The sequence below is a fragment of the Halomonas sp. HAL1 genome, from assembly GCF_030544485.1.
Lineage (GTDB): Bacteria > Pseudomonadota > Gammaproteobacteria > Pseudomonadales > Halomonadaceae > Vreelandella > Vreelandella arctica.
Genome location: NZ_CP130610.1, coordinates 284,671 through 302,614, shown reverse-complemented (window position 1 = coordinate 302,614; position 17,944 = coordinate 284,671). Strand labels below are relative to the sequence as shown.

At 55.4% G+C, this 17,944-nt stretch carries 15 protein-coding genes; 5 read left to right on the top strand and 10 right to left on the bottom strand.

Annotated features, from left to right (window positions below; all coding sequences use genetic code 11):
* Positions 1 to 121 precede the first annotated feature (121 nt).
* Complete coding sequence (gene rlmE, locus Q3Y66_RS01465; protein ID WP_035587113.1) at positions 122 to 769, bottom strand: 23S rRNA (uridine(2552)-2'-O)-methyltransferase RlmE; 648 nt, start codon at positions 767 to 769, stop codon at positions 122 to 124.
* Positions 770 to 883: 114 nt separating this feature from the next.
* Between rlmE and yhbY the strand changes: the two genes are divergently transcribed.
* The gene (gene yhbY, locus Q3Y66_RS01460; RefSeq protein ID WP_008958789.1) at positions 884 to 1,210 is read left to right on the top strand and encodes a ribosome assembly RNA-binding protein YhbY; all 327 of its coding nucleotides are present in this window, start codon (positions 884 to 886) and stop codon (positions 1,208 to 1,210) included.
* 94 nt (positions 1,211 to 1,304) lie between these two features.
* Here yhbY and greA read toward each other — a convergent pair whose 3' ends face one another.
* The 5 genes from greA to Q3Y66_RS01435 form a co-directional block, all read right to left on the bottom strand.
* On the bottom strand, positions 1,305 to 1,781 hold the full coding sequence (gene greA / locus Q3Y66_RS01455; RefSeq protein WP_008958788.1) for a transcription elongation factor GreA: 477 nt from the start codon (positions 1,779 to 1,781) through the stop codon (positions 1,305 to 1,307).
* On the bottom strand, positions 1,778 to 5,008 hold the full coding sequence (gene carB, locus Q3Y66_RS01450; RefSeq protein WP_008958787.1) for a carbamoyl-phosphate synthase large subunit: 3,231 nt from the start codon (positions 5,006 to 5,008) through the stop codon (positions 1,778 to 1,780). Before carB ends, greA begins: the two co-directional genes overlap by 4 nt.
* A gap of 68 nt (positions 5,009 to 5,076) precedes the next feature.
* A complete protein-coding gene (gene carA, locus Q3Y66_RS01445) occupies positions 5,077 to 6,222 on the bottom strand; it encodes a glutamine-hydrolyzing carbamoyl-phosphate synthase small subunit (RefSeq protein ID WP_008958786.1) in 1,146 nt (381 codons plus the stop codon).
* A 399-nt stretch (positions 6,223 to 6,621) separates the two neighbouring features.
* Positions 6,622 to 7,428: a 4-hydroxy-tetrahydrodipicolinate reductase gene (dapB, locus tag Q3Y66_RS01440; protein ID WP_008958785.1), complete on the bottom strand. Its 807-nt coding sequence runs from the start codon at positions 7,426 to 7,428 to the stop codon at positions 6,622 to 6,624.
* Positions 7,429 to 7,545: 117 nt separating this feature from the next.
* Positions 7,546 to 7,827: a DUF2218 domain-containing protein gene (locus Q3Y66_RS01435; protein WP_008958784.1), complete on the bottom strand. Its 282-nt coding sequence runs from the start codon at positions 7,825 to 7,827 to the stop codon at positions 7,546 to 7,548.
* A gap of 263 nt (positions 7,828 to 8,090) precedes the next feature.
* Here Q3Y66_RS01435 and Q3Y66_RS01430 point away from each other — a divergent pair, with 263 nt between their 5' ends.
* Genes Q3Y66_RS01430 through Q3Y66_RS01420 form a run of 3 tightly spaced genes read left to right on the top strand, consistent with a single transcriptional unit; the run spans position 8,091 to position 11,042 of the window.
* Positions 8,091 to 9,224 (top strand): ABC transporter substrate-binding protein, encoded by a 1,134-nt coding sequence (locus Q3Y66_RS01430; RefSeq protein WP_008958783.1) that lies wholly within the window; start codon positions 8,091 to 8,093, stop codon positions 9,222 to 9,224.
* Complete coding sequence (locus tag Q3Y66_RS01425) at positions 9,214 to 10,299, top strand: iron ABC transporter permease (protein WP_008958782.1); 1,086 nt, start codon at positions 9,214 to 9,216, stop codon at positions 10,297 to 10,299. Before Q3Y66_RS01430 ends, Q3Y66_RS01425 begins: the two co-directional genes overlap by 11 nt.
* Positions 10,293 to 11,042 (top strand): ABC transporter ATP-binding protein, encoded by a 750-nt coding sequence (locus tag Q3Y66_RS01420; RefSeq protein WP_008958781.1) that lies wholly within the window; start codon positions 10,293 to 10,295, stop codon positions 11,040 to 11,042. The genes Q3Y66_RS01425 and Q3Y66_RS01420 overlap by 7 nt, the downstream gene beginning before the upstream one ends.
* Here Q3Y66_RS01420 and Q3Y66_RS01415 read toward each other — a convergent pair.
* The 4 genes from Q3Y66_RS01415 to grpE form a co-directional block, all read right to left on the bottom strand.
* The gene (locus tag Q3Y66_RS01415; protein ID WP_008958780.1) at positions 11,020 to 11,919 is read right to left on the bottom strand and encodes a DMT family transporter; all 900 of its coding nucleotides are present in this window, start codon (positions 11,917 to 11,919) and stop codon (positions 11,020 to 11,022) included. The genes Q3Y66_RS01420 and Q3Y66_RS01415 overlap by 23 nt on opposite strands.
* An 89-nt stretch (positions 11,920 to 12,008) precedes the next feature.
* Positions 12,009 to 13,154 (bottom strand): molecular chaperone DnaJ, encoded by a 1,146-nt coding sequence (gene dnaJ / locus Q3Y66_RS01410; RefSeq protein WP_008958779.1) that lies wholly within the window; start codon positions 13,152 to 13,154, stop codon positions 12,009 to 12,011.
* A 149-nt stretch (positions 13,155 to 13,303) separates the two neighbouring features.
* Positions 13,304 to 15,238, bottom strand: coding sequence for a molecular chaperone DnaK (gene dnaK, locus Q3Y66_RS01405; protein ID WP_008958778.1), 1,935 nt, complete (start codon positions 15,236 to 15,238; stop codon positions 13,304 to 13,306).
* Between the two features lie 158 nt (positions 15,239 to 15,396).
* Positions 15,397 to 16,038 (bottom strand): nucleotide exchange factor GrpE, encoded by a 642-nt coding sequence (gene grpE / locus Q3Y66_RS01400; RefSeq protein WP_008958777.1) that lies wholly within the window; start codon positions 16,036 to 16,038, stop codon positions 15,397 to 15,399.
* Positions 16,039 to 16,248: 210 nt separating this feature from the next.
* Here grpE and recN point away from each other — a divergent pair, with 210 nt between their 5' ends.
* A complete protein-coding gene (gene recN, locus Q3Y66_RS01395; protein WP_008958776.1) occupies positions 16,249 to 17,922 on the top strand; it encodes a DNA repair protein RecN in 1,674 nt (557 codons plus the stop codon).
* The last annotated feature ends 22 nt before the right edge of the window (positions 17,923 to 17,944 follow it).

Below are 17,944 nucleotides of genomic sequence, written 5' to 3'. Positions count from 1 at the left end.
ATTGCGGCTAATGTGACACACGTTGCGCTTGCCTGTCTGGCAATCGCGCTGATAAATCTTGGCTATGAACCACATACACCGTTATCCCATCATAGGTAAAATTATCGAACCATATGATGCGTTAACCGCGAAACCCTTCGGCCAGAAAATAGACTTCACGGGAGCGTGCCCGCGATGCATCCGGCTTGCGAGTCACTACCTTGCTAAAGCTGCTGCGTAACTCTTTCAGGTAAGCGTCAAACCCTTCCCCCTGGAATACTTTAGCTAAAAACCGACCACCGGGTGACAGAGTTTCGCGAGCGAGTTCTAACGCTAACTCCACTAAGTACATCGCCTGAGGCTGATCAATTGCCGCCATACCACTCATATTGGGGGCCATATCCGACATCACAAGGTCTACGCGACGATTATCTAGACGTTTTAATATCGCCTCCAACACCGCCTCTTCCGTAAAATCCCCCTGGATAAAGTCCACGCCTGCGAGCGCATCCATCTCCAAAATATCAGAAGCGATGACCACACCTTCAGGCCCTACCCGCTCAGCAGCAATCTGACTCCATCCGCCGGGCGCTGCCCCTAAATCAATGACCGTCATACCGGGTCGCAGCAGTTTATCCTTTTCATCCAGCTCAATCAGCTTATAGCTGGCACGAGAGCGATAGCCATCTTGCCAACTCTGCTTCACGTACTGGTCGTCAAAATGCTCCTTCTTCCAGTTATTGCTGGTTTTGCTAACGGAATGTTTACGGCTTGGGGGCTTTTGCTGCATGTGGGAATCTAACACTGGAATAAGAGATGGGCGCATTCACGCGATCGCTTTCACTCGGTGACGTTTCACCGTAAGATGGAGCGTTAAGCGCTAACCGGGATACCGCAAGATACCATGAGCTTGTCACAGGCACAAAAGAAAGCATTTCGTAGCATTGGCCACCATCTTAACCCAGTGGTCACCGTTTCTGAGAACGGCGTCTCCGAAAATTTGCTCGCAGAACTTAACCGCGCACTCACCGATCACGAACTGATCAAAGTGAAACTCGCCATTCCTGAGCGTGATGATCGGGCTGCTATGATAGCCGAACTGATCGCCAACAGCCGTGCCGACCTTGTGCAAACCATTGGCAAAATGGCGCTGCTCTACCGCAGAAACCCACAGGTGAATCCAAAGCTTTCTAATGTTACCCGCTTTGAGAACCACCACGGTAGGCATTAACCGTTAGATTGCACTCGTTCTAAAACGAATGCCGCTGCACTAAAACGCCCCTTCAACCGACCTAACCGAGGTCAATTGAAGGGGCGTTTTTTTATCAAACGTATTCGACGCTACCTATTTCGTACTCAACATCGCCGCCGGGGGTTTTCACCACCACAACATCCCCCTCTTCCTTGCCGATTAAAGCACGGGCGATGGGAGAAGTGACCGAGATACGGCCAGACTTAATATCCGCCTCATCTTCGCCGACGATACGATAAGTGACTTCCGCATCGGTATCCAGATTCATTAGCGACACGGTAACACCAAAAATCACTTTGCCGGTTTTCGGCAGTTTTGTGACATCAATTACCTGGCAGACGGAGAGCTTACTTTCGATCTCCTGAATACGCCCTTCGATAAACCCCTGCTGCTCACGAGCGGCGTGATACTCGGCGTTCTCTTTCAGATCACCGTGTTCACGCGCTTCAGCGATGGCCGCGATCACTTGCGGACGCGCTTCGCTTTTAAGGTGGTCGAGCTCTTCACGAAGGCTTCTTTCTCCCGCCACTGTCATCGGGACCTTGTTCATTGACTTGCTCCTGCATGCAGATCCTGAAGGCGTCGCACCGTAATCTCACTACCGTACTCAAGCGCCATGCAAACAGCATTAGCGCCCGCCAAGGTGGTCGCATAGGGCACCTTGCGCGAGAGAGCAGTACGGCGAATGACCGAAGAGTCGTTAATAGCCTGACGACCTTCAGTAGTGTTCACAATGTAGGCGATTTCGTCGTTCTTAAGCAGATCGACGATATGGGGACGGCCTTCGTAAACTTTATTGACGTGTTCCACGGCAAGCCCGGCAGCTTCCAAAGCAGCCGCTGTTCCCCGTGTTGCACATAGCGTAAAGCCTAATGCTAACAGAGAACGGCCCACTTCGATAATCCCTGCCTTGTCCGGCTCACGAACGGAAAGGAACGCTTTACGCTCGCCGGTCAGCGCCGGTATGGCCTCGCCTGCCCCCAACTGCGCCTTGAAGAAGGCCTCTGCAAAGGTATCCCCAGAGCCCATCACTTCGCCGGTGGACTTCATTTCCGGCGACAGAATTGGATCGACACCGGGGAATTTATTGAACGGGAAAACCGCCTCTTTCACACTATAGAAGTGCGGTACGATCTCCTTCTCAAAGCCCTGCTCAGCCAACGTTTTACCGGCCATACAGCGCGCTGCAATCTGAGCAAGCGATGTGCCGATGCACTTGGACACAAAGGGCACGGTACGCGAAGCGCGGGGGTTAACCTCAATCACGTAGATCTCGCCATCCTGCCAGGCCAGCTGCACGTTCATTAAGCCTTTAACGCCCAGTTCAACCGCCATCTGCTTCACCTGATGGCGCATTTCGTCCTGCACATCGGCAGGCAGCGAGTAAGGCGGTAGCGCGCAGGCGGAGTCACCGGAGTGAACGCCCGCTTGCTCTACGTGCTGCATGATGCCGCCAATCACCACCTGCTGACCATCCGACACGGCATCGATATCGATCTCGATTGCGGCACTCAGGAAATGATCCAGCAGCACCGGTGAGTCGTTGGAGACCTTCACCGCGTGGGTCATGTAGTTTTCAAGCTCGGAGGCGTCGTAAACGATCTCCATAGCCCGGCCGCCTAGCACGTAACTGGGGCGTACTACCAGCGGGTAGCCAATTGCTTCGGCTTTATCGAAGGCTTCGGCAAAGCTGCGCGCCGTGGCATTGGGCGGCTGCTTCAGGCCCAGCTTGTCGATCATCACCTGGAAGCGTTCACGGTCTTCGGCGCGGTCGATGGCGTCCGGCGTGGTACCAATGATCGGAACACCGGCAGCCTCTAGCTCGCGGGCCAGTTTCAGCGGCGTCTGACCACCGAACTGGACGATCACGCCCACCGGCTTCTCTTTGTCGGCGATTTCGAGCACGTCTTCCAACGTTACCGGCTCAAAGTAGAGGCGATCAGAGGTGTCGTAATCGGTAGAGACGGTTTCCGGGTTGCAGTTGACCATGATGGTTTCATAGCCGTCGTCGCGCATGGCAAAGGCGGCGTGAACACAGCAGTAGTCAAACTCGATACCCTGGCCGATACGGTTCGGACCACCGCCCAACACCATAATTTTCTGACGATCAGACACATCCGCTTCGCACTCTTCTTCATAAGTGGAGTACATATAGGCGGTATCTGACACAAACTCCGCGGCACAGGTATCCACGCGCTTATAAACCGGGCGAATACCAGCAGCCTGACGGGTTTGACGAAACGCTTTTTCACTAACGCTGAGCAGCTTGGCCAGGCGCGCATCGCCAAAGCCTTTGCGTTTGAGCTGATAGATCTCACGGGCAGAGAAGTCGGTCAGTGAGCGCTTGGCGACGGCGTTTTCAGTCAGCACTAGATCTTCAAGCTGGACTAGAAACCAAGGGTCGATATTGGTCAGCGCAAACACCTCATCAACGCTCATACCTGAGCGCATGGCGTCCGCGATATAAAAAATACGCTCGGCACCGGCGGCCTGAAGCTCGCCCTGGATAATCGCCATGTTGTCCGGCGTAAAATCGGTAATGATCGGATCGAGGCCATCATTACCGGTTTCCAGGCCGCGCAGGGCTTTCTGCAGCGACTCTTGGAAGGTACGACCAATCGCCATCACCTCACCCACCGACTTCATCTGCGTCGTTAGGCGATCGTTAGCCTGGGGGAATTTCTCGAAGGTGAAGCGTGGGATCTTGGTAACCACGTAGTCGATAGACGGCTCAAACGATGCCGGTGTACGACCGCCGGTAATATCGTTCTGTAGCTCATCCAGGGTGTAGCCGACCGCCAGCTTGGCGGCGATTTTAGCAATCGGGAAACCGGTTGCCTTGGAGGCCAGCGCCGAGGAGCGCGACACCCGCGGGTTCATCTCAATGACTACCAAACGGCCGGTCTTGGGATCCATACCGAATTGGACGTTGGAACCACCAGTCTCGACACCAATCTCGCGCAGCACCGCGAGGCTGGCGTCACGCATGATCTGATACTCTTTATCCGTCAGCGTTTGCGCCGGGGCCACGGTGATCGAATCACCAGTGTGTACACCCATGGGGTCGAAGTTCTCAATCGCGCAGACGATGATGCAGTTGTCGTTTTTATCACGCACAACTTCCATCTCGTACTCTTTCCAACCCAGCAGCGACTCATCAATCAGCAGCTCGTGGTTGTTGGAGAGTTCAAAACCGCGCGTACAGATCTCTTCGAACTCTTCCTTGTTATACGCCACGCCGCCGCCGGAGCCGCCCATGGTGTAGGAAGGGCGAATGATCGTTGGAAAACCAAGCTCCGCCTGAATCTCCCACGCCTCATCCATGCTGTGCGCGACTTTCGCTTTCGGGCATTCCAAGCCAATGCGCTTCATGGCTTGATCAAACAGATCGCGGTCTTCGGCCATGTTAATCGCATCGGCGTTAGCACCGATCATCTCGACGCCGAATTTCTCCAGCACGCCATGCTTTTCAAGCTCGAGGGCGCAGTTCAGCGCCGTCTGGCCGCCCATGGTCGGTAGAATCGCGTCGGGGCGCTCCGCCTCGATGATTTTCTCAACCGTCTGCCAGGTAATCGGCTCGATGTAAGTAGCATCGGCCATGGCCGGATCGGTCATGATAGTGGCGGGGTTGGAGTTGACCAAAACAACCCGGTAACCCTCTTCGCGCAGCGCTTTACACGCCTGGGCGCCAGAGTAGTCGAATTCGCAGGCCTGGCCGATCACAATCGGGCCAGCGCCAATGATCAAAATAGTGTTGATGTCGGTACGCTTAGGCATAACGGTTCCCGCAAAAAATGGTGACGATGAGCGACAAAAGACGGCGATACGGTGATGTGAAGGACGCGTTAACGGCGTGCCTGCATCATCGCCACGAAGCGATCAAACAGCGGCGCCACATCCCGCGGGCCGGGGCTCGCTTCCGGGTGGCCTTGAAAGCTAAACGCCGGTCGGTCGGTAAGCTCAATTCCCTGCAAGGTGCCATCGAACAGCGAACGATGCGTGGCACGCACATTGGCAGGCAGGGTCGCTTCATCCGCCGCAAAGCCGTGGTTTTGGCTGGTAATCATCACCGTGCCGGCATCCAAATCCTGCACTGGATGGTTGGCACCGTGGTGGCCGAGGCTCATTTTGACGGTTTTCGCACCGGCCGCGAGCGCCAGTAGCTGGTGACCCAGGCAAATACCAAATACCGGAATATCGGTTTCCAGCACATCCTGAATCGCTTTAATAGCGTAGTCACAGGGTTCTGGGTCGCCTGGGCCGTTAGCCAGAAAAACGCCATCAGGCTTCATCGCCAGCACGTCAGCGGCAGGCGTTTGCGCAGGCACCACCGTCAGGCGGCAGCCACGGGCGGCCAGCATGCGCAGGATGTTGAATTTCACGCCGTAATCATATGCCACCACATGGTAAGGGCGCTCACTTTGCGAAGCGTCGGCGTAGCCTTCCCCCAGCGTCCACTCGCCTTCCGACCATTCGTAAGCCTCTTTGCAGGAGACTTCTTTAGCCAAATCCATGCCCTTTAGCCCTGGAAACGCCTTGGCAGCTTCCAGCGCCCGCGCCACAGCCTCTTCGCCCTCAGCATCCGCACCGGCCAAAATCGCCCCGTTCTGGGCGCCTTTATCGCGCAAAATGCGCGTTAGGCGGCGGGTATCGATATCGGCAATGCCCAGCACGTTCTGGCTTTTCAGGTAGTCCGACAGCGACTGCTCTGAGCGAAAGCTGCTAGCCATTAATGGTAGATCACGTATCACCAACCCTGCCGCGGCAATAGAGGCGGACTCAATGTCTTCTGCGTTAATGCCAGTATTGCCGATGTGGGGATAGGTGAGGGTGACGATTTGGCGAGTGTAGGAGGGGTCGGTAAGGATCTCTTGATAGCCGGTCATGGCCGTATTGAACACCACCTCACCGCTGGTTACTCCATCCGCGCCAATGGCGATACCGTGGAACACACTGCCATCTTCCAGGGCCAATATTGCGGGTTTGCTCAATGCGGGGTTATTCAAAACAAGATCCTCCCATGCTGGTGGGAGCCTGTAGGGCGCAGGCTCAGCAATTTCTTCGTTAATCCACGACGCTCGCGATTAAAGTCATTCATTATCAAAACAAGGGCCGTAAAAAAGCGGGACGAAGCCGATAAAAAGAATCGGTTTCATCCCGCTTGTTGTTCGATGCCTTTCAGAGTTGCTTAACTGATAACGTTACATCAGCAAACTCGGTGGCAGGCTTTGGGCTGGCCAACGCAACAAGCGCGCCGTCTAAGGTCTGTAAGTCAGAGCTTCTAAGCCACCCGGCCAAAATTTTTGAAATGTTACAGGAATTCTTGGCCTAAGACTACCCCCAACGACTACTCAACATTGGCTGAAGATAGATTTTGCCAAGTAGACCCCTTACTCCAGCCCCAGCACATCCTGCATATCGTAACGGCCGACCTCTTTGCCAGCGATCCAACGTGCCGCACGAACGGCACCTTTGGCAAAGGTCATCCGGCTGGAGGCTTTATGGGTGATTTCGATGCGCTCGCCTTCGTTGGCAAACATCACCGTGTGCTCGCCAACGATATCGCCCGCGCGCACGGTGGCAAAACCAATCTCTTTATCCGAGCGTGGGCCGCACTGCCCTACCCGCTCGAACACGCCATGCTCTTTCAGGTTCCGCCCCAGGCTGTCAGCGATCACCTCACCCATTTTAATCGCAGTACCGGATGGCGCATCGACCTTATGGCGATGGTGAGACTCGATTATTTCAATATCGTAGCCTTCATCGCCGAGCGCTTTGGCAGCCGTTTCGAGTAGCTTCAGAGTCAGATTAACCCCAACGCTCATATTGGGCGCAAACACCATGGCCACTTTATCGCGGTAGCTATCTAACTGAGCCAGCTCATCATCGCTCATGCCGGTGGTGCCAATCACAATGCGCTTACCGTGTTCGGCGCAGAATGCTAGGTTACCAAGCGTGACCTGAGGGGCCGTGAAGTCGATCAACACATCGAAATCATCAACTATAGACGCAAGTGAATCTACCGCGACGACACCGCGCTTCCCTAACCCAGCGAGCTCGCCAATATCAGCGCCCGCTAAGGAGCTGCCCGGTTCCAGAATACCGCCAGCCAGCGTTGCCTCAGCATCTTGCTCAATAGCATTTACCAACGTACGGCCCATGCGGCCAGCCACGCCTACAATGGCAATTCGGGTCATGCGAACTCCTGCGCTCTGCGTTCCGGTATATAAAAAGTGTCGCAATTATAGCAGACGCACCAGCGCATTAGACGCTCTCCTTTACTGCCATGAAGATTGCTGCCATGAAGACTCAGTTTAGTTCTCCCAAACAATCGCCAGCTCTTCATCCCCTGCCATACGCATTAAGTGACGCTCGACCACGCCTTCCAGCTCATCCAAATGCTCCTCTTCCAGGGTTTCGATGGCGACCACCAATTTATCGGGCTCAGCGAGCATTAAGCAGGTGCCGGTGGCAAATGTAATGGTGGCCTGCTGATCGCTTTGCTCAACCTCTAGCTTATGCGCCCAGTGTTTACAGAGCCGATTAATTAAACGCTCGGCGGAAGGCGTGGCAATTTCAACACGAGATAAAGGCATAGCGGCCCCTCCAAAAATGTAAGTACTTACAAACCAAGTCATCCTTCAACAACGCATTGCCTTTAGAGCCAAACATGTGAAGCCATCGCCGTAGGATAAATGCTAAGGGCAAAGCGTAGCATGTTGACCATTAAGCGCGGCACCCCAATAATGCCTCCTAAACGCTAATCAGTTACAATAGCAATTGCATCTATGTGCTATCACCGTTAAAGCGCATCAGCGATGCCAGCCCTGTTAACCAATATCGACCAACGAGTAAAAAAATGCTCAGTTCTCCGCGCTTAAAAATCCTGCTTGGTACGCTTATCACGTTTGCTTGCGGCGCCACTGCTATGGCTGACGCTATCACCGTCACTGATGTCGCTGGCCGCGAAATCACTTTGGATGCCCCTGCCGAGCGGGTTATTTTAGGCGAAGGGCGGCAAATTTATTTGCTCGGTTTACTCGAACCTGAAGCTCCTTTTGCCCATGTAGTCGGTTGGCGCGAAGATTTTTCCCAGGCGGATCCCGATAACTATGCTCGCTATCTGGAGCGTTTTCCCGAGATTGAGGAAATCCCCACCTTTGGCGGTTTTAAAGACGGTACTTTTGACGTCGAGCAGGCCGCCTCGCTTAATCCTGACGTGGTGCTGATGAACATCGAGGCGAAAGCCGCCACAGAAGATGCTGCCTACGACGACAAGCTGGCACAACTCGGCATTCCCATCATCTATGTGGATTTTCGCGAAGACCCGCTTGAGCACACCATCCCCTCCATGCGCATCATCGGCCAGATCATGGACGATGAAGAAGCGGCCGAAGCATTCATCGAGTTTGCCGAGACACAGTTGGCACGGGTAACCGATGTCATCGCCGAGGCCAACCCAGAGCGCCCCAGCGTGTTTATTGACCGGGCCGGCGGCTACTCCGACGAGTGCTGCATGAGCTTTGGCCCTGCCAACTTTGGCGATTATGTCACCCTAGCTGGCGGCCACAATATTGCCGAGGGGATTATTCCTAACAGCTTCGGCAACCTGAACCCTGAGCAGATTATTGCCGCCAACCCCGACCATGTGGTTGTTACCGGTGGCAACTGGGATGCCTACGTACCTGGCGGCGATTGGGTGGGCGTAGGGCCTGGTTCAGATATGCAACAGGCTCACGCCAAGCTGGAAGCGCTGACCGAGCGCACCGCGATGACCGGCATTAAGGCCGTTGAATCTGGCAATTTCCACGCCATTTGGCACCAGTTTTACAACAGCCCCTACTACTTCGTGGCCGTGCAGCAGTTAGCCAAGTGGCTACACCCTGAGCTCTTTGCCGACCTAGACCCCAACGCCACAATGGAAGAACTGCACGAACGCTTCCTGCCCATCGACTATGAGCCCGGCTACTGGATATCGCTCCATGACGACTGATACGAGGATAACGGAAACGGAGGTCACAGAGCGCCTTTCACAGGGTCGCGCCTTCTACCATAGCCAGGTTTTCCGCCGCCAAATGATACTAGCGGCACTGGTGTTAGCGCTGTTTTTTAGTCTCTGTGTTGATCTGGCACTGGGGCCTGCCCGCTATAGCCTGGGCGAAGTGATCGCGGCGCTGTTTACCCCGGACAGCGTTAGCCAGCAAGCGCGAGTGATTCTCTGGGAAATCCGCATGCCGGTCGCGCTGATGGCCCTAGTGGTAGGCGCCAGCTTGTCGGTGGCCGGAGCACAGATGCAAACCATACTGAGCAACCCACTAGCCAGTCCGTTTACCCTAGGGATTTCCGCCGGGGCTAGTTTTGGTGCTGCTCTGGGTCTCGCCTTCGGCGTGGCGCTGGTGCCTGCCGCCATTGAATTTGTCGTGCCCATCAATGCCTTCGTGATGGCCATGTTCACCGCGTTCTTAATTCATGCTCTAAGCCTTAAGCGCGGCGTGACGGTAGAGACCATTGTGCTGCTCGGCATCGCCATGGTGTTTATCTTCAACTCACTGATGGCGCTGATTCAATTCTTTGCCAGCCAGGAGGCGGTCTCTGCAGTGGTCTTTTGGACAATGGGCAGCTTAACCAAAGCCACCTGGCCCAAGTTCTGGATCGCCCTTAGCATTCTTGCTTTATCCATGCCGCTGCTTGCCCGACATGGCTGGGCGCTAACCGCCATGCGCCTGGGCGACGCCAAAGCCGAGAGTATGGGTGTCAATCCCCGCGCGCTGCGTTTGGAAGTGCTGGTACTGGTATCGCTGCTCGCTGCCATAGCGGTGGCGTTCGTGGGCACCATTGGGTTTATTGGCTTGGTGGGGCCGCACATCGCGCGCATTTTACTGGGCGAGGATCAGCGCTTCTTTTTGCCCGGCTCGGCCCTGTGCGGCGCGCTTATCCTCTCCGTTGGCTCGGTTATCTCCAAGATCATTATTCCTGGCACCATTATTCCCATTGGCATTATTACTTCGCTGGTGGGCATTCCCTTCTTCCTATTTTTGGTGCTTAACCACAAGAAGGCCTCATGGTAACCCTACAACTTAACCGTGTATCCGCCCGCTACGGGCGTCGCCCCATTCTGGAAGAGATCACCACACCTTGCTTTCAAGGCGGGCAAGTCGTTGCCTTGCTAGGGCCCAATGCAGCGGGTAAATCGACGCTTTTTCGCCGCGTATTAGGGTTATTGAAAGGCGACGGCGAAGTAATTATCAGCGGCACCAGCGCCGAGCGCCCCGTGGGCTATATGCCTCAGGACACCGGCGCCAAGGCCGTGCTGACGGTCTATGAATCAGTGCTTTTGGCGCGTATGCAGGGACGTGGATTAAAAGTGCAGCCTGAGGATTTAGCGCAGGTTGATCGTGCGCTGGAGGAGCTTTCTATTGCGACCCTTGGCGAGCGGGATATTGGCGACCTCAGTGGCGGGCAGCGCCAGTTGGTTAGCGCTGCCCAGGCCCTGGTTCAAGAGCCCGAGATTTTGATGCTGGACGAGCCCACTTCGGCACTCGATTTGAACCGCCAGATCAGCCTTTTGACGGTGCTGCGCCGGCTAGCCGATGAACGCCAGATGCTGATTCTGGTGGCGCTCCATGACCTGGGGCATGCGCTACGTTTCGCCGATGCCGCCATGATGCTCGAAAATGGTCGCTTGATTGCCTGCGGCCCCACCGCCGAAGTGATTACCCCTGCGCTGCTACGTCAGGTTTATCGGGTATCTGCGCGTATCGAGTCCTGCTCGAAAGGCCAACCGCAACTTATCGTCGAAGCAGCCATTTAAGCCGCCGCCCTTCCATTGCCGCTAACGCCACCCCGGATAACATGAGCGGTAGCGCTAGCAGGAAGCCGCTGGAGACCGGTATTCCAAACAGCACCCAATCGGCGAGCACGGGCCACACCAGGGCAATATATTCAAAAGGCGCCAAGCGCGACGCCTCGGCATAGCGCAACGCTAATGTCATCGCAATGTGCGCTGCGCCGCCAAATAGGCCCGATAACACCAGCAGCGAAAACTCCACCCGGTTAAGCGCTGCCCAGCCCAATGGCATCGTTGCCAGCCCAGCCAGCGCTGCTACCACAATAAAGTAGAATGCAATTGATGCTGCCGTTTCAGTTCGCGAAATACGTCTGACGGTCAGTAGCGCCCCAGCAGTTAAGAGCGCACCCAGCGCCCCAAGCGCGTACCCGGTTATGTGGCCATTGCTTGAACTAGCGCCCAGCCCAGGCAAAATCAGCACAGCGACACCAGCAAGCGCCAATACTATGCCGCCCGCACGATAAAGTGAGCAACGCTCCCTTAAGAGCAGCACACCTCCTATCGCCATAAAGACCGGCGTTAGCTGTGCAAGCAGCGTCGCTTCGGCCACTGGTAATAGTGCCACCGCCGCAAAAGAGGCAAACATGGCTGCCGCCCCCAGCCCGGAACGGAGCGCATGACCCAACGGGCGGCGCGTCGCCAACCCCCGAGGAAACTCCCGACGCACCAGAAGAAACACGACGATAGGCAGCAGCGCAAACAGCGAACGGTAAAACACCGACTGCCCCACCGGCACTTCGTCACTGACTGCCTTAATACACACCAGCATGCCGGTAAAAAGCAGGCCAGACAGTACCCGCAGCAAAATGCCCATGGTGGGCTTTTCTTCAAGGTGATCCATTGTGCGCAGCATTTCCTAAACAGCAAAAACCCCCGGGCGAACCGAGGGTCTTTGAATCAAACATCTAACTTACTACCATCATCTCAGCTTTACGGCTTCATATCTTCAAAGAAGCTCTTCACGCTATCGAAGAAACCAGTCTTCTTCGGCGAGTGGCTGTGGCTGTTGCTGCCGTCGAAGCTCTCTTGCAGCTTGCGCAGTAGGTCGCGCTGCTCGTCATTGAGCTTGACTGGTGTCTCGACCACTACCTTGCATAGCAAGTCGCCTGGCATGCCACCGCGTACGGGCTTCACGCCTTTACCACGCAGGCGGAACAGCTTGCCGGTTTGGGTTTCCGGCGGAATCTTCAGCTTCACGCGACCATCAAGTGTGGGCACTTCAAGCTCGCCACCTAGCGCCGCGTCGACGAAGTTGATCGGCACGTCACACTGCAGGTGTTTACCGTCACGCTGGAAGATATGGTGCGGTTTGATGGCTACCTGCACGTAAAGATCACCGGGCGGGCCACCGTTAATACCGCTTTCGCCTTCACCGTTCAAACGAATACGATCACCAGTATCTACACCAGGCGGAATCTTCACGGAAAGCGTGCGTGTCTCACGTACGCGCCCTTCGCCATTACACTTGTGGCACGGCACTTTAATGTGCTGACCAGAACCATGACAGGTGGGACACGTTTGCTGCACGGCGAAAAAGCCCTGCTGCATACGCACTTGACCGTGGCCATGACAGGTAGGGCACGTTTCTTTAGAAGAGCCCGGCTCCGCACCACCGCCATCGCAACGGTCACACTCGATATGCCGCGGTACGCGGATATCGACTGTGGTGCCTGAAACGGCGTTTTCCAGATCCAGCTCTAGGTTATAGCGCAGGTCGGAACCGCGCGCCGGGGCGTTGGGGCCACGACGACGGCCACCGCCACCGCCAAAAATATCGCCAAACACATCGCCGAAAATGTCGCTGAAATCACCAGCGCCTGCGCCGCCGAAACCACCGCCGCCGCCTTGGCCATCAACGCCTGCATGGCCGAACTGGTCATAAGCTGCGCGTTTCTCGCCGTCGCTAAGCACTTCATACGCTTCGGACACTTCACGGAATTTTTCCGCTGAGGTGTTATCGTCCGGGTTTCGATCAGGGTGGAATTTTTGCGCCAGACGGCGATAGGCCTTCTTGATCTCTTTCTGATCGGCCCCTTTTTCGACACCCAGGACTTCGTAATAATCGCGTTTGGACATAGGCCCTACGCCTCCTGGTTAGCTACGCACTCAACTGCACTTTTAGCTAGGTAATGATCTATTCCGTTAGCTACGTGCGTTTTGGCCGCGGAAACAGCAACGCGGGAGTAAGCTCCCGCGTCACCGCTTTCCTTGGCAGAAAGAGGTTGTTACTGCTTTTTCTGATCGTCGTTGACTTCTTCGTACTCGGCGTCAACCACGTCATCTTCCGGCTTGGAACCTGTGTTTTCGGCACCTTCACCGCCCTCTTGCTGAGCCGCTTCTGCCTGCTCGGCGTACATCTTTTGGGCTAGCTGGCCAGAGGCTTCAGTCAATGCATCCAGTTTCTTCTGAATGTTATCGACATCGTCGCTTTTAACCGCTTCTTCCAGCTCGCTGATGGCCGTTTCAATCGCCTGCTTCTCGTCGTCAGTCGCTTTGTCGCCTGCTTCTTCCAACGTTTTGCGTGTGGCGTGAATCATGCCGTCAGCTTGGTTACGCAGCTGCACCAGCTCTTCGAACTTCTTATCTTCTTCGGCGTGAGCTTCGGCATCGCGCACCATCTGCTCGACTTCTTCCTCGGACAGGCCGCTAGACGCCTTGATGACAATCGACTGCTCTTTACCAGTGGCCTTGTCTTTCGCCGATACGTTCAGAATGCCGTTGGCATCCAAGTCGAAGGCGACTTCGATCTGCGGTACGCCGCGCGGTGCAGGCGGAATGTCAGCAAGATCAAAACGACCCAGCGACTTATTCTGCGACACTTGCTTACGCTCACCCTGTACGGCGTGAATGGTTACGGCCGTCTGGTTGTCATCCGCCGTTGAGAAGGTTTGTGTCTTCTTGGTCGGGATGGTGGTGTTCTTTTCGATCAGCGGCGTCATCACGCCACCCAGGGTTTCGATACCCAGAGTTAGCGGAGTAACGTCGAGCAGCAGCACGTCTTTAACGTCGCCACCGAGTACGCCGCCCTGAATCGCGGCACCAACGGCAACCGCTTCGTCCGGGTTAACGTCTTTGCGTGCTTCTTTACCGAAGAAGTCAGCGGCTTTCTTCTGCACCATCGGCATACGTGTCTGGCCACCGACCAGGATCACTTCGTCGATTTCAGACGCAGACAAGCCAGCATCTTTCAGTGCCATTTTGCACGGCTCGAGTGAACGCTGAACCAGATCTTCTACCAGCGACTCCAGCTTGGCGCGTGTCACCTTAACGTTAAGGTGTTTCGGGCCAGTGTTGTCGGCGGTGATGTAAGGCAGGTTCACGTCAGTCTGCTGAGCGCTGGAAAGCTCAATTTTGGCTTTCTCAGCGGCTTCTTTCAGACGCTGCATGGCCAGATTGTCGCCAGACAGGTCAATACCGCTGTCAGCCTTGAACTGGTCAACCAGATAGTTGATCAGCGCCAAGTCGAAATCTTCGCCGCCCAGGAAGGTGTCACCGTTGGTGGCCAACACTTCAAACTGGGTTTCGCCGTCAACATCGGCAATTTCGATGATCGAGATATCGAAAGTACCGCCACCCAGGTCGTAGACCGCGATGGTTTTGTCGCCGCGGGATTTGTCCATACCGTAGGCCAGTGCGGCAGCGGTCGGCTCGTTAATAATGCGCTTAACGTCTAGACCGGCAATGCGGCCGGCATCTTTGGTCGCCTGACGCTGGCTGTCGTTGAAGTAGGCCGGCACGGTAATAACCGCTTCAGTGACCGTTTCGCCCAAGTAGTCTTCGGCGGTCTTCTTCATTTTCTTCAACACTTCCGCGCTAACCTGCGGCGGTGCCATTTTTTTGCCTTTTACTTCAACCCAGGCATCACCGTTATCTGCTTCGGTGATCTTGTACGGCACCATTTTGATATCTTTTTGGACAACGTCGTCTTTAAAGCGACGGCCAATAAGGCGCTTGATGGCGTACAGCGTGTTTTCTGGGTTAGTCACCGCTTGGCGTTTAGCCGCCTGACCGACCAGCGTTTCGCCATCGTCTGTATAAGCGATGATAGAAGGCGTTGTACGGCCGCCTTCGGCGTTTTCAATAACTTTAGCGCTGTCACCATCGAGCACGGCCACACAAGAGTTAGTGGTGCCCAGGTCGATACCAATTATACGTCCCATAGCAATAACCTCGAATTCGGTTGTTACAAAACTGAAATTTAGCTTTTAAAGCTTGTCTGCGGGTTTCCCCGCGGGGTTGCCCTTTATTTGGGGGCCGCCGCTGACTTTTCAAGGGTTTTTTTTCACACCCTGCTTTCTTACCCTACGCAGCCATTTGCTTAATTGGCTTTTTGGCTCACTACGACCATGGCCGGGCGCACCAAGCGTCCATTGAGTAAATAGCCTTTTTGCATAACGTCCATCACGGTGTTGGGATCAAGATCCGGGTTAGGCACCATGGTCATGGCTTCATGCACTTGAGGGTCGAAAGGCTCGCCGTGGGGCTCAATGCTTTCCACGCCGAACTTGTTGAGTACATCCAATTGCATTTTCAAGGTCATGGAAACGCCTTCGCGGTGGATCTCCGAGGCTCCCTCTTCCATGGTCTCAAGCGCTTTCTCCAAGCTATCAACGACCGGCAGCAGTTCTTTAACGAACTTCTCTAGGGCAAACTTGCGCGCTTTCTCGGCTTCTTGCTCAGCACGGCGACGCACGTTTTGCGCTTCCGCAGCGGCGCGCAGGGCTTGATCCTTGGCCTCGGCCAAGCTCTGCTCGAGCTCGCCTACCTGAGCGGCCAGCATTTCTGCTTCAGGATTATCGACACTGCCTTCAAACGACTCTTCGTCATTGATCAATCCTTCCAGCTCGCCTTCCATCAAGCGCTCTTCGGCGGCCTGCTCTTCCGCTTGTTCGACGCCATCCGCTTCTTGCTCGTGGCGGGCCAGCTCGTCATCCATCGGTGTTTGCGGTTCTTTCGCCATGTTGTGCTCCTATTAAGTAGGGCGCTGCCACGCGGGCTGCGCGCAAAGAAGTAAGCCGTTAGTTACTAGCCTTAACTGATCATGCACGCTATATGGGGGCCATAAATTCCATCTCAAGAGGTGCATTGAAGTGAGTTATTAACTACTGTATAAATCAACAACTATTGGATAAGTATCCAGCTTCAATGCTGTACCGTCTCGGGAGGCGTCATGCTTACTCAGCTAGCTATTCAAGATTTCGCTATCGTTGATCATTTAGAACTCGACCTAACCGGTGGCATGACGGCCATTACCGGGGAAACCGGGGCGGGCAAATCGATTCTTTTGGGCGCTTTAGGGCTATGCCTTGGCGAACGCGCTGATGCCGGGAGCGTTCGCCATGGTCGCGAGCGTACCGACCTTTCCGCCCGTTTCGATATCCAGCACCTGCCCGCTGCCGTTGAGTGGCTGTCAGCCCGTGAGCTCCCTGCTGATGAGTGCTTGCTGCGCCGTGTCGTGACTGCCAACGGACGCTCCAAAGCGTGGATTAACGGCCAACCAGCAACTATCTCGGACCTCAAATCCCTCGGCGAGCAGTTGATCCAGATTCATGGTCAGCACGCCCATCATGCATTAATGCGTGAGGAGACCCACCTTGCCTTACTCGATGACTACGCGAGCCTAAACGACGCAACCGCTCAACTGGCCATTACGTTTCGCGAGTGGCGCAATGCGCGTCGGCAGCTGAAAAAGCTAAGCGAAGAAGGCAGCGAAGTAGAAGCCAAACGGCAGCTACTGCGTTATCAGGTAGAAGAGCTGGATCAGCTCGGTTTAGCAGAAGGTGAGCTGGCCACCCTGGAAGAAGAGCAGCACACGCTCGCGCATGCTGAGGAGACGCTGCGTGAGACACAGTTTGCCGCTGACTGTTGCGCCAGCGATGAAGGGGGCGCGCTTTCGCTACTCAACCAGGCTTCCGCCCATTTAAGCGCGCTGCCGGGTAGCGACAAAGGCACGCTGGCCAATACGCTCGCCATGCTGAGCGATGCCCGTATTCAAGTGGAAGAGGCTTCCAGCGAGCTCAATCGTCTCGCCAGCACCACCGAGCTCGACCCTGAGCGGCTGGCTTGGGTGGAAGAGCGCATGACCGACGTACATCGAATTGCTCGCAAGCACCACGTTGCCCCCGACGAGCTATGCGCCCTGCATGCTGACCTACAGCGAGAAGTCGCGCAGTTAGAAGAGGGAGGGAATGATCTTGAGGCACTGAGTGCACAAGTAGTGGAGCTACGCGAAAGCTATCACCAGGAAGCGAAAAAACTCAGCGAGAGCCGTCAAAAAGCCGCGCTTCGTTTGGGCAAAGAAGTGCAGCAACAGCTGGGCTTTTTAGCCATGGGTAAGGCCCGCTTTGAAGTAGAGGTCACCGCGAAAGAGGCGCCCTCTCCTGAAGGCCTTGATCGTGTGCAATTTTTGATCAGCGCTAACCCCGGTCAGCCTGCGCGGCCACTAACGAAAGTCGCCTCCGGCGGCGAATTGTCGCGGATTAGCCTGGCGATTCAAGTGGTCGCGGCGACGCACTCAACGGTGCCTAGCTTAGTATTTGACGAAGTGGATGTGGGCATTTCGGGCGCGACCGCAGAAATCGTTGGTCAATTACTGCGCAAGCTAGGTGAAAACGGCCAAGTAATGACCGTGACTCACCTACCCCAAGTGGCGGCCCAGGCGCACCAGCACCTGCATATCGAGAAACAGGCAAAACGCGACACCACGCTGACCCAGATGGCGCTGCTCGATGAACAAGGGCGTATCAGCGAGCTGGCACGCATGCTGGGCGGCGTGACGCTTTCTGACCAAACCCTCGCCCATGCCCGTGAAATGCTACACGCTAGCCAGCGCCCGCCGCACTGACTAGAAGAGCATCTACCAGTAC

Coding starts and splice junctions, on each gene's coding strand:
- rlmE (WP_035587113.1), bottom strand. CDS start 769: ATGCAGCAAAAGCCCCCAAGCCGTAAACATTCCGTTAGCAAAACCAGC.
- yhbY (WP_008958789.1), top strand. CDS start 884: ATGAGCTTGTCACAGGCACAAAAGAAAGCATTTCGTAGCATTGGCCAC.
- greA (WP_008958788.1), bottom strand. CDS start 1,781: ATGAACAAGGTCCCGATGACAGTGGCGGGAGAAAGAAGCCTTCGTGAA.
- carB (WP_008958787.1), bottom strand. CDS start 5,008: ATGCCTAAGCGTACCGACATCAACACTATTTTGATCATTGGCGCTGGC.
- dapB (WP_008958785.1), bottom strand. CDS start 7,428: ATGACCCGAATTGCCATTGTAGGCGTGGCTGGCCGCATGGGCCGTACG.
- Q3Y66_RS01435 (WP_008958784.1), bottom strand. CDS start 7,827: ATGCCTTTATCTCGTGTTGAAATTGCCACGCCTTCCGCCGAGCGTTTA.
- Q3Y66_RS01430 (WP_008958783.1), top strand. CDS start 8,091: ATGCTCAGTTCTCCGCGCTTAAAAATCCTGCTTGGTACGCTTATCACG.
- Q3Y66_RS01425 (WP_008958782.1), top strand. CDS start 9,214: ATGACGACTGATACGAGGATAACGGAAACGGAGGTCACAGAGCGCCTT.
- Q3Y66_RS01420 (WP_008958781.1), top strand. CDS start 10,293: ATGGTAACCCTACAACTTAACCGTGTATCCGCCCGCTACGGGCGTCGC.
- Q3Y66_RS01415 (WP_008958780.1), bottom strand. CDS start 11,919: ATGGATCACCTTGAAGAAAAGCCCACCATGGGCATTTTGCTGCGGGTA.
- dnaJ (WP_008958779.1), bottom strand. CDS start 13,154: ATGTCCAAACGCGATTATTACGAAGTCCTGGGTGTCGAAAAAGGGGCC.
- dnaK (WP_008958778.1), bottom strand. CDS start 15,238: ATGGGACGTATAATTGGTATCGACCTGGGCACCACTAACTCTTGTGTG.
- grpE (WP_008958777.1), bottom strand. CDS start 16,038: ATGGCGAAAGAACCGCAAACACCGATGGATGACGAGCTGGCCCGCCAC.
- recN (WP_008958776.1), top strand. CDS start 16,249: ATGCTTACTCAGCTAGCTATTCAAGATTTCGCTATCGTTGATCATTTA.